The organism is Streptomyces xanthophaeus, from assembly GCF_000725805.1.
Taxonomy (GTDB): Bacteria; Actinomycetota; Actinomycetes; order Streptomycetales; family Streptomycetaceae; genus Streptomyces; species Streptomyces xanthophaeus.
The window spans coordinates 20,441-34,320 of sequence record NZ_JOFT01000034.1 but is presented as its reverse complement, the minus strand read 5'-3'; the positions used below and the strand labels follow the sequence as shown (position 1 = coordinate 34,320).

Sequence of the window (13,880 nt, the reverse complement as noted above, 5' to 3'; positions counted from 1 at the left end):
GCCGGACCACGACACGGGGGAGACGAACACACATGCGTCACGAGCTGAAGATCGACGACCGCACCCTGTCCTACCTGGACTTCGGCGGCCCCGGCCGCCCGCTGCTCGCCCTCCACGGCGGCCTCTCCGAAGCCGCCCACTGGGCCGACCTGGCCGCCGCCCTCGGAAACGACTGGCGGGTCGTCGCCCCCGACCAGCGCGGCCACGGCGACTCCGACCGCGCCACCGAATACAGCCGCGCCGGCTACGTCGCCGACGCCGTCGCCCTGCTGGACCACCTCGGCCTCACCGGCCCGCTGCCCGTCCTCGGCTTCTCCCTCGGCGGGATCAACGCCTACCACCTCGCCGCCACCCACCCCGGCCGCGTCCGCGCCCTGATCAACGTCGACGCCCCCGTGGAACGCAGCGAGGGCCCCAACCCCTTCGAGTTCGTCGCCCGCCTCCCCTACACCGCACCCACCCGCGAACAGCTCATCACCGCCTGCGGCCCCTTCGGCGAGGCGCTCGCACCAGCACTGCGGCAGCTCCCCGACGGCATCGGCTGGCGGCTCCCGTTCCACCCGCAGGACACCCTGGACACCGTCGCCCAGTTCCGGGACGCCGAATGGGACGTCTGGAGCGCCAGCACCTGCCCCGCCCTGCTCGTCCACGGCCTGCGCAGCCAGGCGCTCCCCCGGGAACAGGCCGACGCGATGGTCTCCCGGCGGCCCGGGACCTCGTACGCCGCCCTCGACACCGAGCACCACGTCCCCTTCCAGGACCCGAAGGGCTTCGCCGAAGCCGTCGCCGCCTTCCTCGACACCCTGTAGGCGCCGAGAACGCCGGAGGGGCGGCGGGCCACGGGGGACCCGCCGCCCCTCCGGGCACGCGGTGCGCTGGTCCTGCTCTCCGCCGCTACTTGACGACGGTGATCCGGTCCGCCGCCGGCGGGGCGATCGGGGCCTGCGCCGAGGAGTTCTTCGTCAGGTAGGCGTTGAAGCAGTCCAGGTCGGACGCGCCCACCAGCTTGTTCTTGTGCTCCTTCAGGACGGTGAACCCGTCACCGCCGCCCGCGAGGAACTCGTTCATCGCGACCCGGTAGGTCCGCGCCGGATCGATCGGCACGCCGTTGAGCTTCACCGAGTCCACGACGATGCGGTCCGCACCGGCCTTCGTCATGTCCAGGGTGTAGGTGAAGCCCTTCGACACCTGAAGGATCTTCGGGCTCGGACCGTTGACCGGCCCGCTGACCTGCTGCTGCAGCGCCGTGATCAGCTGCGCACCCGTCAGGTCCACGATGTTCATCATGTTGGTGAACGGCTGGACCGTGAAGGACTCGCCGTACGTCACCACGCCGTCGCCCTCGTCACCCGAGGCCTTGTAGGCGAGGTCCGAACGGATGCCGCCCGGGTTCATGACGGCCAGCTCCGCGCCGCCCTTGTCGGCCGGGGCCAGCGCCTCCAGCTGCGCGTCGGCGATCAGGTCACCGAGCGGCTTCTCCGGCTCCGCCGAGCCGCGGCCCGGGATGTCGGCCGAGATGAAGCCCTGCGGACGGTTGGCGATCGGCGCCGCGAGGGTGTTCCAGCGCTGGATCAGCTCGGTCAGGTCCGGGGCCTTGGGCTGGTCCCGGGTGACGACCTTGTTCACCGGCTTCGGCGAGGTGACCGGCGTACGGACGATGTCCTTGGTCTGCCGGTCGTAGGTCAGCGTGGTGTCCGTGTACAGACGGCCGATCGAGGCGGCCGAGGTGACCGTACGCGGGTTGCCCGCCGGGTCGGGGATGTTGCACGCGTACGCCTGGTGCGTGTGGCCCGTCACCAGCGCGTCGACCTTGGCGTCGACGTTCTTGGCGATGTCCACGATGGCACCGGAGATGCCCGCGCCCGCACCGGGGACGTCGCAGTCGTAGTTGTACGCGCCGTTCGCGGGCAGACCGCCCTCGTGGATCAGCGCCACGATCGACTTCACGCCCTGCTTGTTCAGCTCGGCGGCGTACTTGTTGATCGTCTCGACCTCGTCACCGAACTTCAGGCCCTTGACGCCCTCCGCGGTCACGACGTCGGGAGTGCCCTCCAGGGTGACGCCGATGAAACCGATCTTCACGTCCCCCTTCTTCCAGATGAAGGTGGGCGACATCATCGGACGCTTGGTCTTCTCGTCCGTGACGTTGGCGGCGAGGTACTGGAACTCCGAGCCGGTGAAGGTCTTGCCGTACTCGTAGCAGCCCTCGACCGGGTGGCAGCCGCCGTACTGCATGCGGCGCAGCTCGGCACGGCCCTCGTCGAACTCGTGGTTGCCGACGCTGGTGACGTCCAGGTCGAGCTTGTTCAGCGCCTCGATGCTCGGCTCGTCGTGGAAGAGCCCGGACAGCATCGGGCTGCCGCCGATCATGTCACCCGCGGCGGCGGTGACGGAGTACTCGTGACCCTTGCGGGCCTCGCGCAGGCTGGTCGCGAGGTACTCGACCCCGCCCGCGGGTATGGCCTTGGTGGTGCCGTCTGCCTGACGCTCGGTCACGTTGCCGGAGGAGCCCTGCGGGGGCTCGAGCGTGCCGTGGAAGTCGTTGAACGACAGCATCTGCACATCGACGGTGCGGCTCTTGCCCGCACCGCCACCACTCGCGGCCCCGGCCGGCAGTGCGGCGGCGACCATCGCCCCGGCCCCCGCCGTGACGGCGATGGCTGCGAGGGTCAACCGGCGGGCTCGGCGGTGCCGTTGTGGCGTCGCTGACATTTAATCCCCTTTGTGGACAGCGATACAGCTTGGGAGGTCCGCCGAAGCCTATGGTCAACGCGCGTAGCACGACAGGGGGTAACGGGTATCGAGGTGGTTACGCGCAGAAGACGGGCCGACTGCGGTCCCGCACTCCACCCCGCGCCCGCCGCGGTCGTAGGCTCGTGCCATGACTGACGCAGCAGCGGCCGTGGAGCCCGGACGGCAGATTGAGACCTTCGACGAGCTGACGGAGGAACAGGCCGAGACCGTACTCGCCCTGATCGAGGACGCGGCGCGCACCGACGGCACCACCGCCGTGTCCGAACAGGGACGGCTCCAGCTGCGCGGCGGGCCGCGCGAGGGCATCCGGCACTTCCTGCTCACCGTCGGCGACCGGCTCGTCGGGTACGGACAACTGGAGGACACCGACCCGGTGGAGGCCCCCGCCGCCGAACTCGTCGTCCACCCCGCGCTGCGCGGCCGCGGCCACGGCCGCGCCCTCGGCTCGGCCCTGCTGGCCGCCTCCGGCAAGCGCATCCGGGTGTGGGCCCACGGCGGCAAGTCGGCCGCGCGGCACCTCGCCCAGGTGCTCGGTCTGACCCTCTTCCGCGAGCTGCGGCAGCTGCGCCGCCCGCTGGCCGCGGGGGACCCGCTGCCGGAGCCCGCGCTGCCGGCCGGGGTGACCGTACGGACCTTCGTACCCGGCGCCGACGACGAGGCCTGGCTCGCGGCCAACGCGGCCGCCTTCGCCCACCACCCCGAGCAGGGGGCGCTGACGCAGCGGGACCTCAACGACCGGATCGCGCAGCCGTGGTTCGACGCCAAGGGCTTCTTCCTCGCCGAACGCGCGGGGGAGCTCGTCGGCTTCCACTGGACCAAGGTCCACGCGGAGCAGGCGCTCGGCGAGGTGTACGTGGTCGGCGTCCGCCCCGGCGCACAGGGCGGCGGCCTCGGCAAGGCCCTCACCGCGATCGGCCTGCGCCACCTGGCGGCGCAGGGTCTGCCGACGGCCATGCTGTACGTGGACGCCGACAATCCGGCGGCCCTGGCGGTCTACGAGGGCCTCGGCTTCACCACGCACGAGGTGGACCTGATGTACCGCACCGAAAGCTGACGGGTCCCTGCGGTCGGCTCGGCGGGTCCATGGCCGGGCCCGGGCGGCGCCGAGCCTTTCCGGGGCTCCGCCGCTGTTCTTTGGCTCCCGTGACGATGCGGGTGCGGTGCCTGGCGGGGCCTGTTCGGTGAGGGCCCCGCCACGGCTCCGCCAAGGAGACCAGGCTGTGCTTCCAGGGCCCGGGCGTGTGGGGTGGGGGCGCGCAGGAGGGTCCCCGCAGGACGAGCGCGCAACCCAGGCCGCATCTCTCACAGCCAGGGCTCAGTGCGCGAGCCGAGGAGACACTCCGGAGGGACCCCGCCCCACACACGACACCAAGGCAAAGACCCAACAGACCACAGGCGGTAAAAATCAGCCCCGCCCGGGGGTCCCCCCCCCCGGACGGAGTCTGGGGGAGATTGAGGCGCGGGGTCCGGGGCGGAGCCCCGTGCAACGTCGCCGCAGACGGGCCACAACACCGCCGAGCCCCGCAGGGACACCGCCGGGATGCCACGCGCCATTAACCACGCATTCAGACGCGCTTGCGACCCTCCCCCCATGAAGCCCCGACTCCGACTGACGGCCGACGCTTCCGACGCGCCTGTCCTGCCGCGTGCGCGGAACAATGGAGTCATGAGCCACCAGCCCAGCGCAGGCCCCACCGAGGTCCCCGCCCAGCACCCGTCTCACACCTCCGCCCCGGCGCCCGGCTTCTCCGGCGCCCCCAGCGCCCCCGCCCCCGCCCCCGCCGGCATGACCGGTCTCGCCGTCAGCGGAGCGCACGCGCGCATAGGCTCCATCTCCGCGCACCGCCCGCACGTCGACCTCGAACCCGACATAGACGCCGACCTGGACGCCTACGAGGACGACAAGGACGGCGACGAGCTCCCCCCGGGCCGCTTCCTCGACCGCGAGCGCAGCTGGCTGGCCTTCAACGAGCGGGTGCTGGAACTCGCCGAGGACCCCACGACCCCGCTCCTGGAGCGCGCGAACTTCCTGGCGATCTTCGCGAGCAACCTCGACGAGTTCTTCATGGTCCGCGTCGCCGGCCTCAAGCGCCGCATCGCGACCGGTGTCGCCACCCGTTCGGCCTCAGGCCTCCAGCCCCGTGAGGTGCTGGACCTGATCTGGACGCGTTCGCGCGAGCTCATGGCCCGCCACGCCGCCTGCTTCCAGCAGGACATCTCCCCGGCGCTCGCCGAAGAGGGCATCCACCTCATCCGCTGGCCCGACCTCACCGAGAAGGAGCAGGCCCGCCTCTTCACCCTGTTCCGCAACCAGATCTTCCCGGTGCTCACCCCCCTCGCCGTGGACCCCGCGCACCCGTTCCCGTACATCTCCGGGCTCTCGCTGAACCTGGCCGTCGTGGTGCGCAACCCCGTCAGCGGCCACCGCCACTTCGCCCGGGTCAAGGTCCCGCCGCTCCTCTCCCGCTTCCTGGAGGCCTCCCCGCAGCGCTACGTCCCTCTGGAGGACGTCATCGCCGCGCACCTGGAGGAGCTGTTCCCCGGCATGGAGGTGCTCGCGCACCACATGTTCCGCGTGACCCGCAACGAGGACCTCGAAGTCGAGGAGGACGACGCGGAGAACCTGCTCCAGGCCCTGGAGAAGGAGCTCATGCGGCGCCGCTTCGGCCCGCCGGTGCGCCTGGAGGTCGAAGAGTCCATCGACCCGGGCGTCCTGGACCTCCTCGTGCAGGAGCTGAAGGTCAACGCCTCCGAGGTGTACCCGCTGCCCGGCCTGCTGGACCTGACCGCCCTCTTCGGGATCTCCTCGCTGGACCGGCCGGAGCTGAAGTACCCGAAGTTCGTCGCCGGTACCCACCGGGACCTCGCCGAGGTCGAGTCCGCGTCCGCGCCCGACATCTTCGCCGCGCTGCGCGAGCGGGACGTCCTGCTGCACCACCCGTACGACTCCTTCTCCACCTCGGTGCAGGCCTTCCTGGAGCAGGCCGCCGCCGACCCGGACGTCCTCGCCATCAAGCAGACGCTGTACCGGACCTCCGGCGACTCCCCGATCGTGGACGCCCTGATCGACGCCGCCGACTCCGGCAAGCAGGTCCTCGTACTCGTCGAGATCAAGGCCCGCTTCGACGAGCAGGCCAACATCAAGTGGGCGCGCAAGCTGGAGGAGTCCGGCTGCCACGTCGTCTACGGGCTCGTCGGCCTCAAGACCCACTGCAAGCTGTCGCTCGTCGTCCGCCAGGAGGGCGACCAGCTGCGCCGCTACTCCCACGTCGGCACCGGCAACTACCACCCGAAGACCGCCCGGCTCTACGAGGACCTCGGCCTGCTCACCGCCGACCCGCAGGTCGGCGCGGACCTCTCCGACCTCTTCAACCGGCTCTCCGGCTACTCCCGCCGCGAGACCTACCGCCGCCTGATGGTGGCCCCCCGTTCGCTGCGCGACGGGCTGATCGCGCGGATCGACAAGGAGGCCGCCCACCACAAGGCCGGCCGCCCCGCGTACGTGCGCCTGAAGATGAACTCGATCGTCGACGAGGCCCTCATCGACTCCCTCTACCGGGCCTCCCAGGCGGGCGTGCCCGTCGACATCTGGGTCCGCGGCATCTGCGCGGTGCGGCCCGGGGTCCCGGGGCTGTCGGAGAACATCCGGGTCCGTTCGATCCTCGGCCGTTTCCTGGAGCACTCGCGGGTCTTCGCCTTCGGCAACGGCGGCGAGCCCGAGGTGTGGATCGGCAGCGCCGACATGATGCACCGCAACCTCGACCGCCGCATCGAGGCACTGGTCAGGGTCGCCGACCCGGCCCACCGCGCGGCACTGGACCGGATGCTGGAGACCGGCATGTCCGACGCCACCTCCTCCTGGCACCTGGGCCCGGACGGCGAATGGACCCGGCACAGCACGGACGCGGAGGGCCAGCCGCTGCGGCACGTACAGGAGACGCTCATAGACGCCCGGAGGCGCCGGCGTGGCTCAGCCAAACCGTAACCCACCATCGGTGCAGCCCCGCGCGGGTGACGTGCTCAGCACGTACCTGCGCGGGCAGGCCACCGCTTTCCTGCGCGCCCTGCGCCTCCACGGCGAGGGCGCGGCGGGCAGCGCGACGGACCCGGCGGACGGAGGTGAGGCGGCGCGCGGCCTGCGGGGGGCCGCGCGCCGCATCAGCGGATCCCTGGCCACCTTCCGGGTGGTGACCGAGTCCGCCTGGGCGGACGGACTGCGCACCGAGCTGGTGTGGCTCTCCTCGACCCTCGCCGACGAACACGCCCACGCGGCTCGCCTCGCCCGGCTGATGGAAGCCCTGCACCGGCTGGCGGGTGCCCCGGAGGTCCCGACGCCGCGCAGCTCCGCGGGCGCCCTCACGGTGGGCTCGGCGCGGGCGGGGGCGCTGCTGGAGCGCCAGCTGACCCTGGCCCGTACCCGCGCGCACTCGGCAACCCTCCAGGCCCTCGGCTCCTCCCGCTTCCACGCGGTGGCGGACGCGGTGGCGGTCCTGGCCTCAGAGGTCCCGCTGGACCCGGTCGCGGCCCGCGGGCGGGTCTCGGAGGTCCTCGTACCGCTCGCCGAGGTGGCCGGAACCCGACTGTCGGCCGCGGTGGAGGTGCTGCCCGCGCCCGACGGGGCCCACCCGTACAACAGCGACCACGACGGCTCATGGCACGAGGTGCGCCGCCTGCTGCGGATCCACCGGTACGCCCAGGAGGTCCTGGGCGAGGACGTGACCCGGCTGGCGGCGGCGGGCGAGGCCCTGGACCTGCACCGGGACGCGGCCGAGGCCGCCACGGCCTCGGCGACGGCCGCCCGCACCCCCCGGATCGCCCCGGCCACCGCGTACGCCCTCGGCGTGCTGCACGCCGACCAGCGCCACGAGGTCGAGGCCGCCCGGTCCGCCTTCCAGGAACTCTGGCTGCCGCAACCCGCGGTCACGCCTCGATAACGCCCGGGTAACGGACCATTACGCTCGTGTGCGATCCGATGAGGTCGCACCGGGCCGTCCGCCACGGTTCACCGTCCGTTCACTCGGGCCGGTCGGCCGCTTCACTTCATCTGACTAATTTCTGATGTGCAGGGTGCGAGCGGCTCGCCGGCCGAGCCGTTCCACCGGGCACACCGACGTAGTCCTCTTCGCACGCCGCCCCGATACAGAAAGCGGCCGGCGGCTTCTGGAAGGAACACCCGAAAGTGAAGCTTCAGCGCAAGAACATGCTTCGTGCCTCCGCCCTCGGGGCGCTTGTCGTGTCCGGCGCCCTGGTCCTCACGGCGTGCGGCTCGGACGACAACACCAAGGACAACGGCTCCCCGAGCAACAAGCCGGCGGCGGCCGCGGGCGACATCAAGTGCGACGACGCCAAGGGCAAGCTCCTCGCCTCCGGCTCGTCCGCACAGAAGAACGCGGTCGACCTGTGGGTGAAGAACTACATGGCCGCCTGCTCGGGCGTCGAGGTGAACTACAAGTCCTCCTCCTCCGGTGAGGGCATCGTCGCCTTCAACCAGGGCACCGTCGGTTTCGCCGGCTCCGACTCGGCGCTGAAGCCGGAGCAGGTCGAGGAGTCGAAGAAGATCTGCACCGGTGGCCAGGGCATCGACCTGCCCATGGTCGGCGGCCCGATCGCCCTCGGCTTCAACGTCGCCGGCGTGGACAAGCTGAACCTCGACGCCGCCACGATCGCCAACATCTTCAACGACAAGATCAAGAAGTGGGACGACGAGGCGATCAAGAAGCTGAACCCCGGCGTCACGCTCCCCGGCACCGCGATCCAGCACTTCCACCGCTCCGAGGACTCGGGCACCACCGAGAACCTGGGCAAGTACCTCAAGGCCACCGCCGGTGACGCCTGGCCGTACGAGGCCGCGAAGAAGTGGCCCGCCCCGGGCGGCCTCGGCGCCTCCGGCTCCGCGGGTGTCGCCACCCAGGTCAAGCAGGTCGACGGCTCCATCGGCTACTTCGAGCTGTCCTACGCCAGCGCGCAGAGCATCAAGACGGTCGACCTGAACACGGGCGCCGCAGCCCCGGTCAAGGCCACCGGCGAGAACGCCTCGAAGGCCATCGCCGCCGCCAAGATCGCCGGCACCGGCAACGACCTGGCGCTGAAGCTCGACTACACCACCAAGGCCGAGGGCGCGTACCCGATCGTCCTGGTCACCTACGAGGTCGTCTGCGACAAGGGCAACAAGGCGGAGACCCTGCCGACCGTGAAGTCCTTCCTGAACTACACCGCGTCCGACGCGGGCCAGAAGATCCTCCTGGAGAACGGCTACGCGCCGATCCCGGCCGAGATCAACGCGAAGGTCCGCGAGATCATCGCCTCGCTGGCCTAGTCCTGAGCCCTGGCCGGTCCGCTCCACCCCCCGTCCGGGGGGAGCGGACCGGCCCGGGAACCCTTCCCCTCCACCCGGGGGAATCCGGTGCACCGCCGCCAGGGGGCCTGTCCCCCCACCCAGACCGGAAAGACCATGGCTTCCACCACACCCACCCAGATAGACCAGGCTCCGCCTGTCTCCAAGAGCACGAGGTCCACCGGCCGCGCCGGTGACAAGATCTTCGCGGGGCTCTCCAAGGGCTCCGGCATCCTGCTCCTGGTGATCATGGCGTCGATCGCCGTCTTCCTCACCTACCGCGCCTCGATCGCCCTGTCGGACAACGAGGGCAACTTCCTCACCACGTTCGACTGGAACGCGTCGGCCAACCCGCCCGTCTTCGGCATCGCCGTCCTGCTCTTCGGCACCGTCGTCAGCTCGGTCATCGCGATGGCCATCGCCGTCCCGATCGCCGTCGGCATCGCCCTGTTCATCTCGCACTACGCGCCGCGCAAGCTGGCCGCGCCCCTCGCCTACGTGGTCGACCTGCTGGCCGCCGTGCCCTCGATCATCTACGGCATCTGGGGCGCGCTCTTCCTCGTGCCGCAGCTGGCCGGGCTGAACCTCTGGCTCGACGAGTACCTGGGCTGGACCTACGTCTTCGAGAAGTCCCAGGTCGGCGTCGCCCGCTCGCTCTTCACCGTCGGCATCCTGCTCGCGATCATGATCCTGCCGATCGTGACCAGCGTCAGCCGCGAGGTCTTCCTCCAGGTCCCGCGCATGAACGAGGAGGCCGCCCTGGCCCTCGGCGCGACCCGCTGGGAAGTCATCCGGATGTCGGTCCTGCCCTTCGGCCGCTCCGGAGTCATCTCCGCCTCGATGCTCGGCCTCGGCCGCGCACTCGGCGAGACCATGGCCGTCGCGACCGTCCTGTCGCCGAGCTTCCTCATCTCGCTGCACATCCTGGACCCGGGTGGCGGCACCTTCGCGCAGAACATCGCCGCGAAGTTCGACGAGGCCAACGAGTTCGGCCGGGACGCGCTGATCGCCTCCGGTCTGGTCCTCTTCCTGCTCACCCTGCTGGTCAACGGTGCAGCCCGCCTGATCATCGCCCGGCGCAAGGACTTCTCGGGGGCGAACGCCTGATGAGCCACGCACTCCAGGACCAGCGGCCCACCCGGGCCACCAGGTCCGCCGCACCCTCGGGCCTCACCCGGGGCGGCCTGCCCCGCTGGGCCCCGGCCGGCATCGCCGTCCTCTCGGTGGCCCTCGGCAGCGGCATCGGCCTCGTCTTCGGCCTCCAGAGCAAGGTCCAGTGGGGCCTGCTCGCGGCCCTGCTGTTCGTCACCGTGACGTACACCGCCAGCGCGGTCGTCGAGAACCGCCGCCAGGCCAAGGACCGCGTCGCGACCTCCGTCGTGTGGGTCTGCTTCATCCTCGCCGTGGTCCCGCTGCTCTCGCTGATGTGGACCACGGTCAGCCGCGGCATCGAAGCCCTCGACGGGGACTTCCTCAGCCACTCCATGAACGGCGTGACCAGCTTCGAGGAGGGCGGCGGCGTCTACCACGCCCTGCTCGGCACCCTGGAGCAGGTCGCCCTCGCGACCCTGATCGCCGCGCCGATCGGCCTGCTGACCGCCGTCTACCTGGTCGAGTACGGCCGGGGCGCGCTCGCCAAGGCCGTGACCTTCTTCGTCGACGTCATGACCGGCATCCCCTCCATCGTCGCGGGCCTGTTCATCCTGACGACGTGGAACCTGATGCTCGGCTTCGGCCCCTCCGGCTTCGCCGGCGCCATGGCCCTGTCGATCCTGATGATGCCCGTCGTGGTCCGCTCCACCGAGGAGATGCTCAAGCTCGTCCCGAACGAGCTCCGCGAGGCCGCCCTCGCGCTCGGTGTGCCGAAGTGGCGCATGATCCTCAAGGTCGTCCTGCCCACCGCCATCGGCGGCATCTCGACCGGTGTCATGCTGGCAGTGGCACGCATCGCCGGTGAGACCGCACCGATCATGCTGCTGGTCTTCGGTTCACAGCTGATCAACAACAACCCCTTCGAAGGCGCCCAGTCCTCGCTCCCCCTCTACATCTGGGAGCAGTACAAGGTCGGCAGTGAAGCCTCCTACGACCGGGCATGGGCCGCAGCGCTCGTCCTGATCGCCTTCGTCATGATCCTCAATCTGGTGGCCCGCGGCATCGCCCGCTGGAAGGCCCCGAAGACCGGTCGCTGACGCGACTCATGAAAGTGAAGTGACCCCTCATGGCCAAGCGAATCGACGTCAGCGGCCTTTCCGCCTTCTACGGTGCCCACAAGGCCATCGACGACATCTCGATGACCGTGGAGCCCCGCTCCGTGACCGCCTTCATCGGCCCGTCCGGCTGCGGCAAGTCCACCTTCCTGCGCACCCTCAACCGCATGCACGAGGTCACCCCCGGCGGCCGCGTCGAGGGCAAGGTCCTCCTGGACGACGAGAACCTGTACGGCACCGGCGTGGACCCGGTCGCGGTCCGCCGCACCGTCGGCATGGTCTTCCAGCGCCCGAACCCCTTCCCCACCATGTCGATCTTCGACAACGTGGCGGCGGGCCTGCGCCTGAACGGCAGCTTCAAGAAGTCCGAGCTGAACGACATCGTCGAGAAGTCCCTCCAGGGCGCCAACCTCTGGAACGAGGTCAAGGACCGCCTGAACAAGCCCGGCTCCGGCCTCTCCGGCGGCCAGCAGCAGCGCCTGTGCATCGCCCGCGCCATCGCCGTCGAGCCGCAGGTCCTGCTCATGGACGAGCCCTGCTCGGCCCTGGACCCCATCTCCACCCTCGCCATCGAGGACCTGATCGGCGAGCTGAAGGAGCGCTTCACGATCGTCATCGTGACGCACAACATGCAGCAGGCGGCCCGCGTCTCGGACCGCACCGCCTTCTTCAACCTCTCGGCCGTCGGCCAGCCCGGCAAGCTCGTCGAGATAGACGACACGGACCGGATCTTCTCGAACCCCTCCGTGCAGGCGACCGAGGACTACATCTCCGGCCGCTTCGGCTAGACCGGACCCGACCTCACGCGGCCGCGCCGCGTGACCCCGGACGTCCTGCGGTGCTGCATGGCGGTGCCACCGCAAGGCGGAAGAAAGAAAAGGGCCGGCTCCCCCTGGGTGGGGGGAGCCGGCCCGCTTTCGTCCTGCGGTGCCTAGACGAAGGCCAGGTTCACGATCCAGAAGCTGACCGCGGCGACCAGGGCCGCGGCGGGCATAGTAATGAACCAGCCCAGGATGATGTTCTTGGCGACGCCCCAGCGGACCGCGTTCACCCGCTTGGTCGCGCCCACACCCATGATCGCCGAGGTGATCACGTGGGTGGTGGAGATCGGCGCGTGGAACAGGAACGCCGAGCCGAACATGATCGAGGCGCCGGTGGTCTCCGCCGCGAAGCCCTGCGGCGGGTCCAGCTCGATGATCTTGCGGCCGAGGGTGCGCATGATGCGCCAGCCGCCCGCGTACGTACCCAGCGACAGCATCACGGCGCAGGCGATCTTGACCCAGATCGGGATCGCGTCGCCCGCTCCCTGCACGTCGGCGATGACCAGGGCCATCATCACGATGCCCATGGTCTTCTGCGCGTCCTGCAGACCGTGGCCCAGCGCCATGCCGGCGGCCGAGACGGTCTGCGCGATGCGGAAGCCGCGCTTGGCCTTGTGCGGGTTGGCCCGGCGGAACATCCACAGGATGGCCACCATCACCAGGTAACCGACGACCAGACCCACCACCGGTGAGACGAACATCGGGATGACGACCTTGTCGATCACGCCGGACCAGATGACCTCGGTGCCGCCCGCGAGGGCCGCACCCACCATGCCGCCGAACAGCGCGTGCGAGGAGGACGAGGGCAGGCCGAAGTACCAGGTGATGAGGTTCCAGACGATCGCGCCGACCAGCGCCGCGAACAGGATCCACATGCCCCGGTTCCCGTGGGGCGTCTCGATCAGGCCCTCACTGACCGTCTTGGCGACGCCGCTGCCCAGGAAGGCACCGGCGAGGTTCATCACCGCGGCCATCGCGAGCGCGGCGCGCGGGGTCAGCGCGCGGGTCGAGACCGAGGTCGCGATCGCGTTCGCCGAGTCGTGGAAACCGTTGGTGTACGTGAAACCGAGCGCGACACCGATGGTCACGATCAGAGCGAAGGTGTCCACGAGGTTCAGGACTCCTTGACCGCGATGGTCTCCACCGTGTTCGCAACGTGCTCGAACGCGTCGGCCGCCTCTTCGAGCACGTCGACGATCTGCTTGAGCTTCAGCACCTCCATGGCGTCGTACTTGCCGTTGAAGAGCTGGGCGAGCAGCTTGCGGTGGATCTGGTCCGCCTGGTTCTCGAGGCGGTTGACCTCGATCCAGTACTCGGTCAGGTTGTCCATCGTCCGCAGGTGCGGCATGGCCTCGGCGGTCAGCTCGGCGGCCCGGGCCAGCACCTCGATCTGCTGCTCGACGCCCTTGGGGAGCTCCTCCACGTTGTAGAGGACGACCAGGTCGACCGCCTCCTCCATGAAGTCCATGATGTCGTCGAGCGAAGAGGCCAGGTTGTAGATGTCCTCGCGGTCGAACGGCGTGATGAAGGAGGAGTTCAACTGGTGGAAGATCGCGTGGGTGGCGTCATCCCCCGCGTGCTCCGCTGCCCGCATCCGCTCCGCGATCTCGACCCGGGCGGAGGAGTCCGCTCCGAGCAGTTCCATCAGGAGCTTGGAGCCCGTGACGATGTTGTCCGCGGATGCGGCGAACATGTCGTAGAAGCTCGTCTCCCTGGGGGTCAGACGAAATCGCACGTGAGGTCCTCGGGGTGCATTGGATTCGG

General features: G+C 70.1%; 11 protein-coding genes. 8 read left to right on the top strand and 3 right to left on the bottom strand.

The genetic code is table 11. The annotated features are described in order from the left end of the window. Nucleotides 1-32: 32 nt before the first annotated feature. Nucleotides 33-809 (top strand): alpha/beta fold hydrolase, encoded by a 777-nt coding sequence (locus IO30_RS0121605; protein WP_031145191.1) that lies wholly within the window; start codon nt 33-35, stop codon nt 807-809. A gap of 85 nt (nt 810-894) precedes the next feature. Here the strand turns inward: IO30_RS0121605 and IO30_RS0121600 are convergent, their stop codons facing one another. After that, entirely contained in the window at nt 895-2,712 is a 1,818-nt protein-coding gene (locus tag IO30_RS0121600; RefSeq protein ID WP_031145190.1) for a bifunctional metallophosphatase/5'-nucleotidase, read from the bottom strand. 169 nt (nt 2,713-2,881) lie between these two features. Between IO30_RS0121600 and mshD the strand changes: the two genes are divergently transcribed. The 7 genes from mshD (at nt 2,882) to pstB (ending at nt 12,083) form a co-directional block, all read left to right on the top strand. Beyond that, nucleotides 2,882-3,808 (top strand): mycothiol synthase, encoded by a 927-nt coding sequence (gene mshD / locus IO30_RS0121595; protein WP_031145189.1) that lies wholly within the window; start codon nt 2,882-2,884, stop codon nt 3,806-3,808. Between the two features lie 612 nt (nt 3,809-4,420). After that, nucleotides 4,421-6,739, top strand: a complete 2,319-nt coding sequence (locus tag IO30_RS0121590; RefSeq protein WP_031145188.1) for an RNA degradosome polyphosphate kinase — start codon at nt 4,421-4,423, stop codon at nt 6,737-6,739. Beyond that, on the top strand, nt 6,720-7,688 hold the full coding sequence (locus IO30_RS0121585; protein WP_037894794.1) for a CHAD domain-containing protein: 969 nt from the start codon (nt 6,720-6,722) through the stop codon (nt 7,686-7,688). The genes IO30_RS0121590 and IO30_RS0121585 overlap by 20 nt, the downstream gene beginning before the upstream one ends. A gap of 245 nt (nt 7,689-7,933) precedes the next feature. Then, nucleotides 7,934-9,070, top strand: a complete 1,137-nt coding sequence (gene pstS, locus IO30_RS0121580) for a phosphate ABC transporter substrate-binding protein PstS (protein ID WP_031145186.1) — start codon at nt 7,934-7,936, stop codon at nt 9,068-9,070. Between the two features lie 135 nt (nt 9,071-9,205). Continuing rightward, nucleotides 9,206-10,195, top strand: a complete 990-nt coding sequence (gene pstC, locus IO30_RS0121575; RefSeq protein WP_031145185.1) for a phosphate ABC transporter permease subunit PstC — start codon at nt 9,206-9,208, stop codon at nt 10,193-10,195. Continuing rightward, a complete protein-coding gene (pstA, locus tag IO30_RS0121570) occupies nt 10,195-11,277 on the top strand; it encodes a phosphate ABC transporter permease PstA (RefSeq protein WP_031145184.1) in 1,083 nt (360 codons plus the stop codon). Before pstC ends, pstA begins: the two co-directional genes overlap by 1 nt. A 29-nt stretch (nt 11,278-11,306) precedes the next feature. Then, nucleotides 11,307-12,083, top strand: a complete 777-nt coding sequence (pstB, locus tag IO30_RS0121565) for a phosphate ABC transporter ATP-binding protein PstB (protein ID WP_031145183.1) — start codon at nt 11,307-11,309, stop codon at nt 12,081-12,083. 143 nt (nt 12,084-12,226) lie between these two features. Here the strand turns inward: pstB and IO30_RS0121560 are convergent, their stop codons facing one another. Both IO30_RS0121560 and IO30_RS0121555 read right to left on the bottom strand, forming a co-directional pair. Beyond that, a complete protein-coding gene (locus tag IO30_RS0121560) occupies nt 12,227-13,225 on the bottom strand; it encodes an inorganic phosphate transporter (protein WP_031145182.1) in 999 nt (332 codons plus the stop codon). A 5-nt stretch (nt 13,226-13,230) separates the two neighbouring features. Next, nucleotides 13,231-13,851 carry a DUF47 domain-containing protein gene (locus IO30_RS0121555; protein WP_031145181.1) on the bottom strand — a complete coding sequence of 207 codons (621 nt, stop codon included), beginning with the start codon at nt 13,849-13,851 and terminating at the stop codon, nt 13,231-13,233. Nucleotides 13,852-13,880 lie beyond the last annotated feature (29 nt).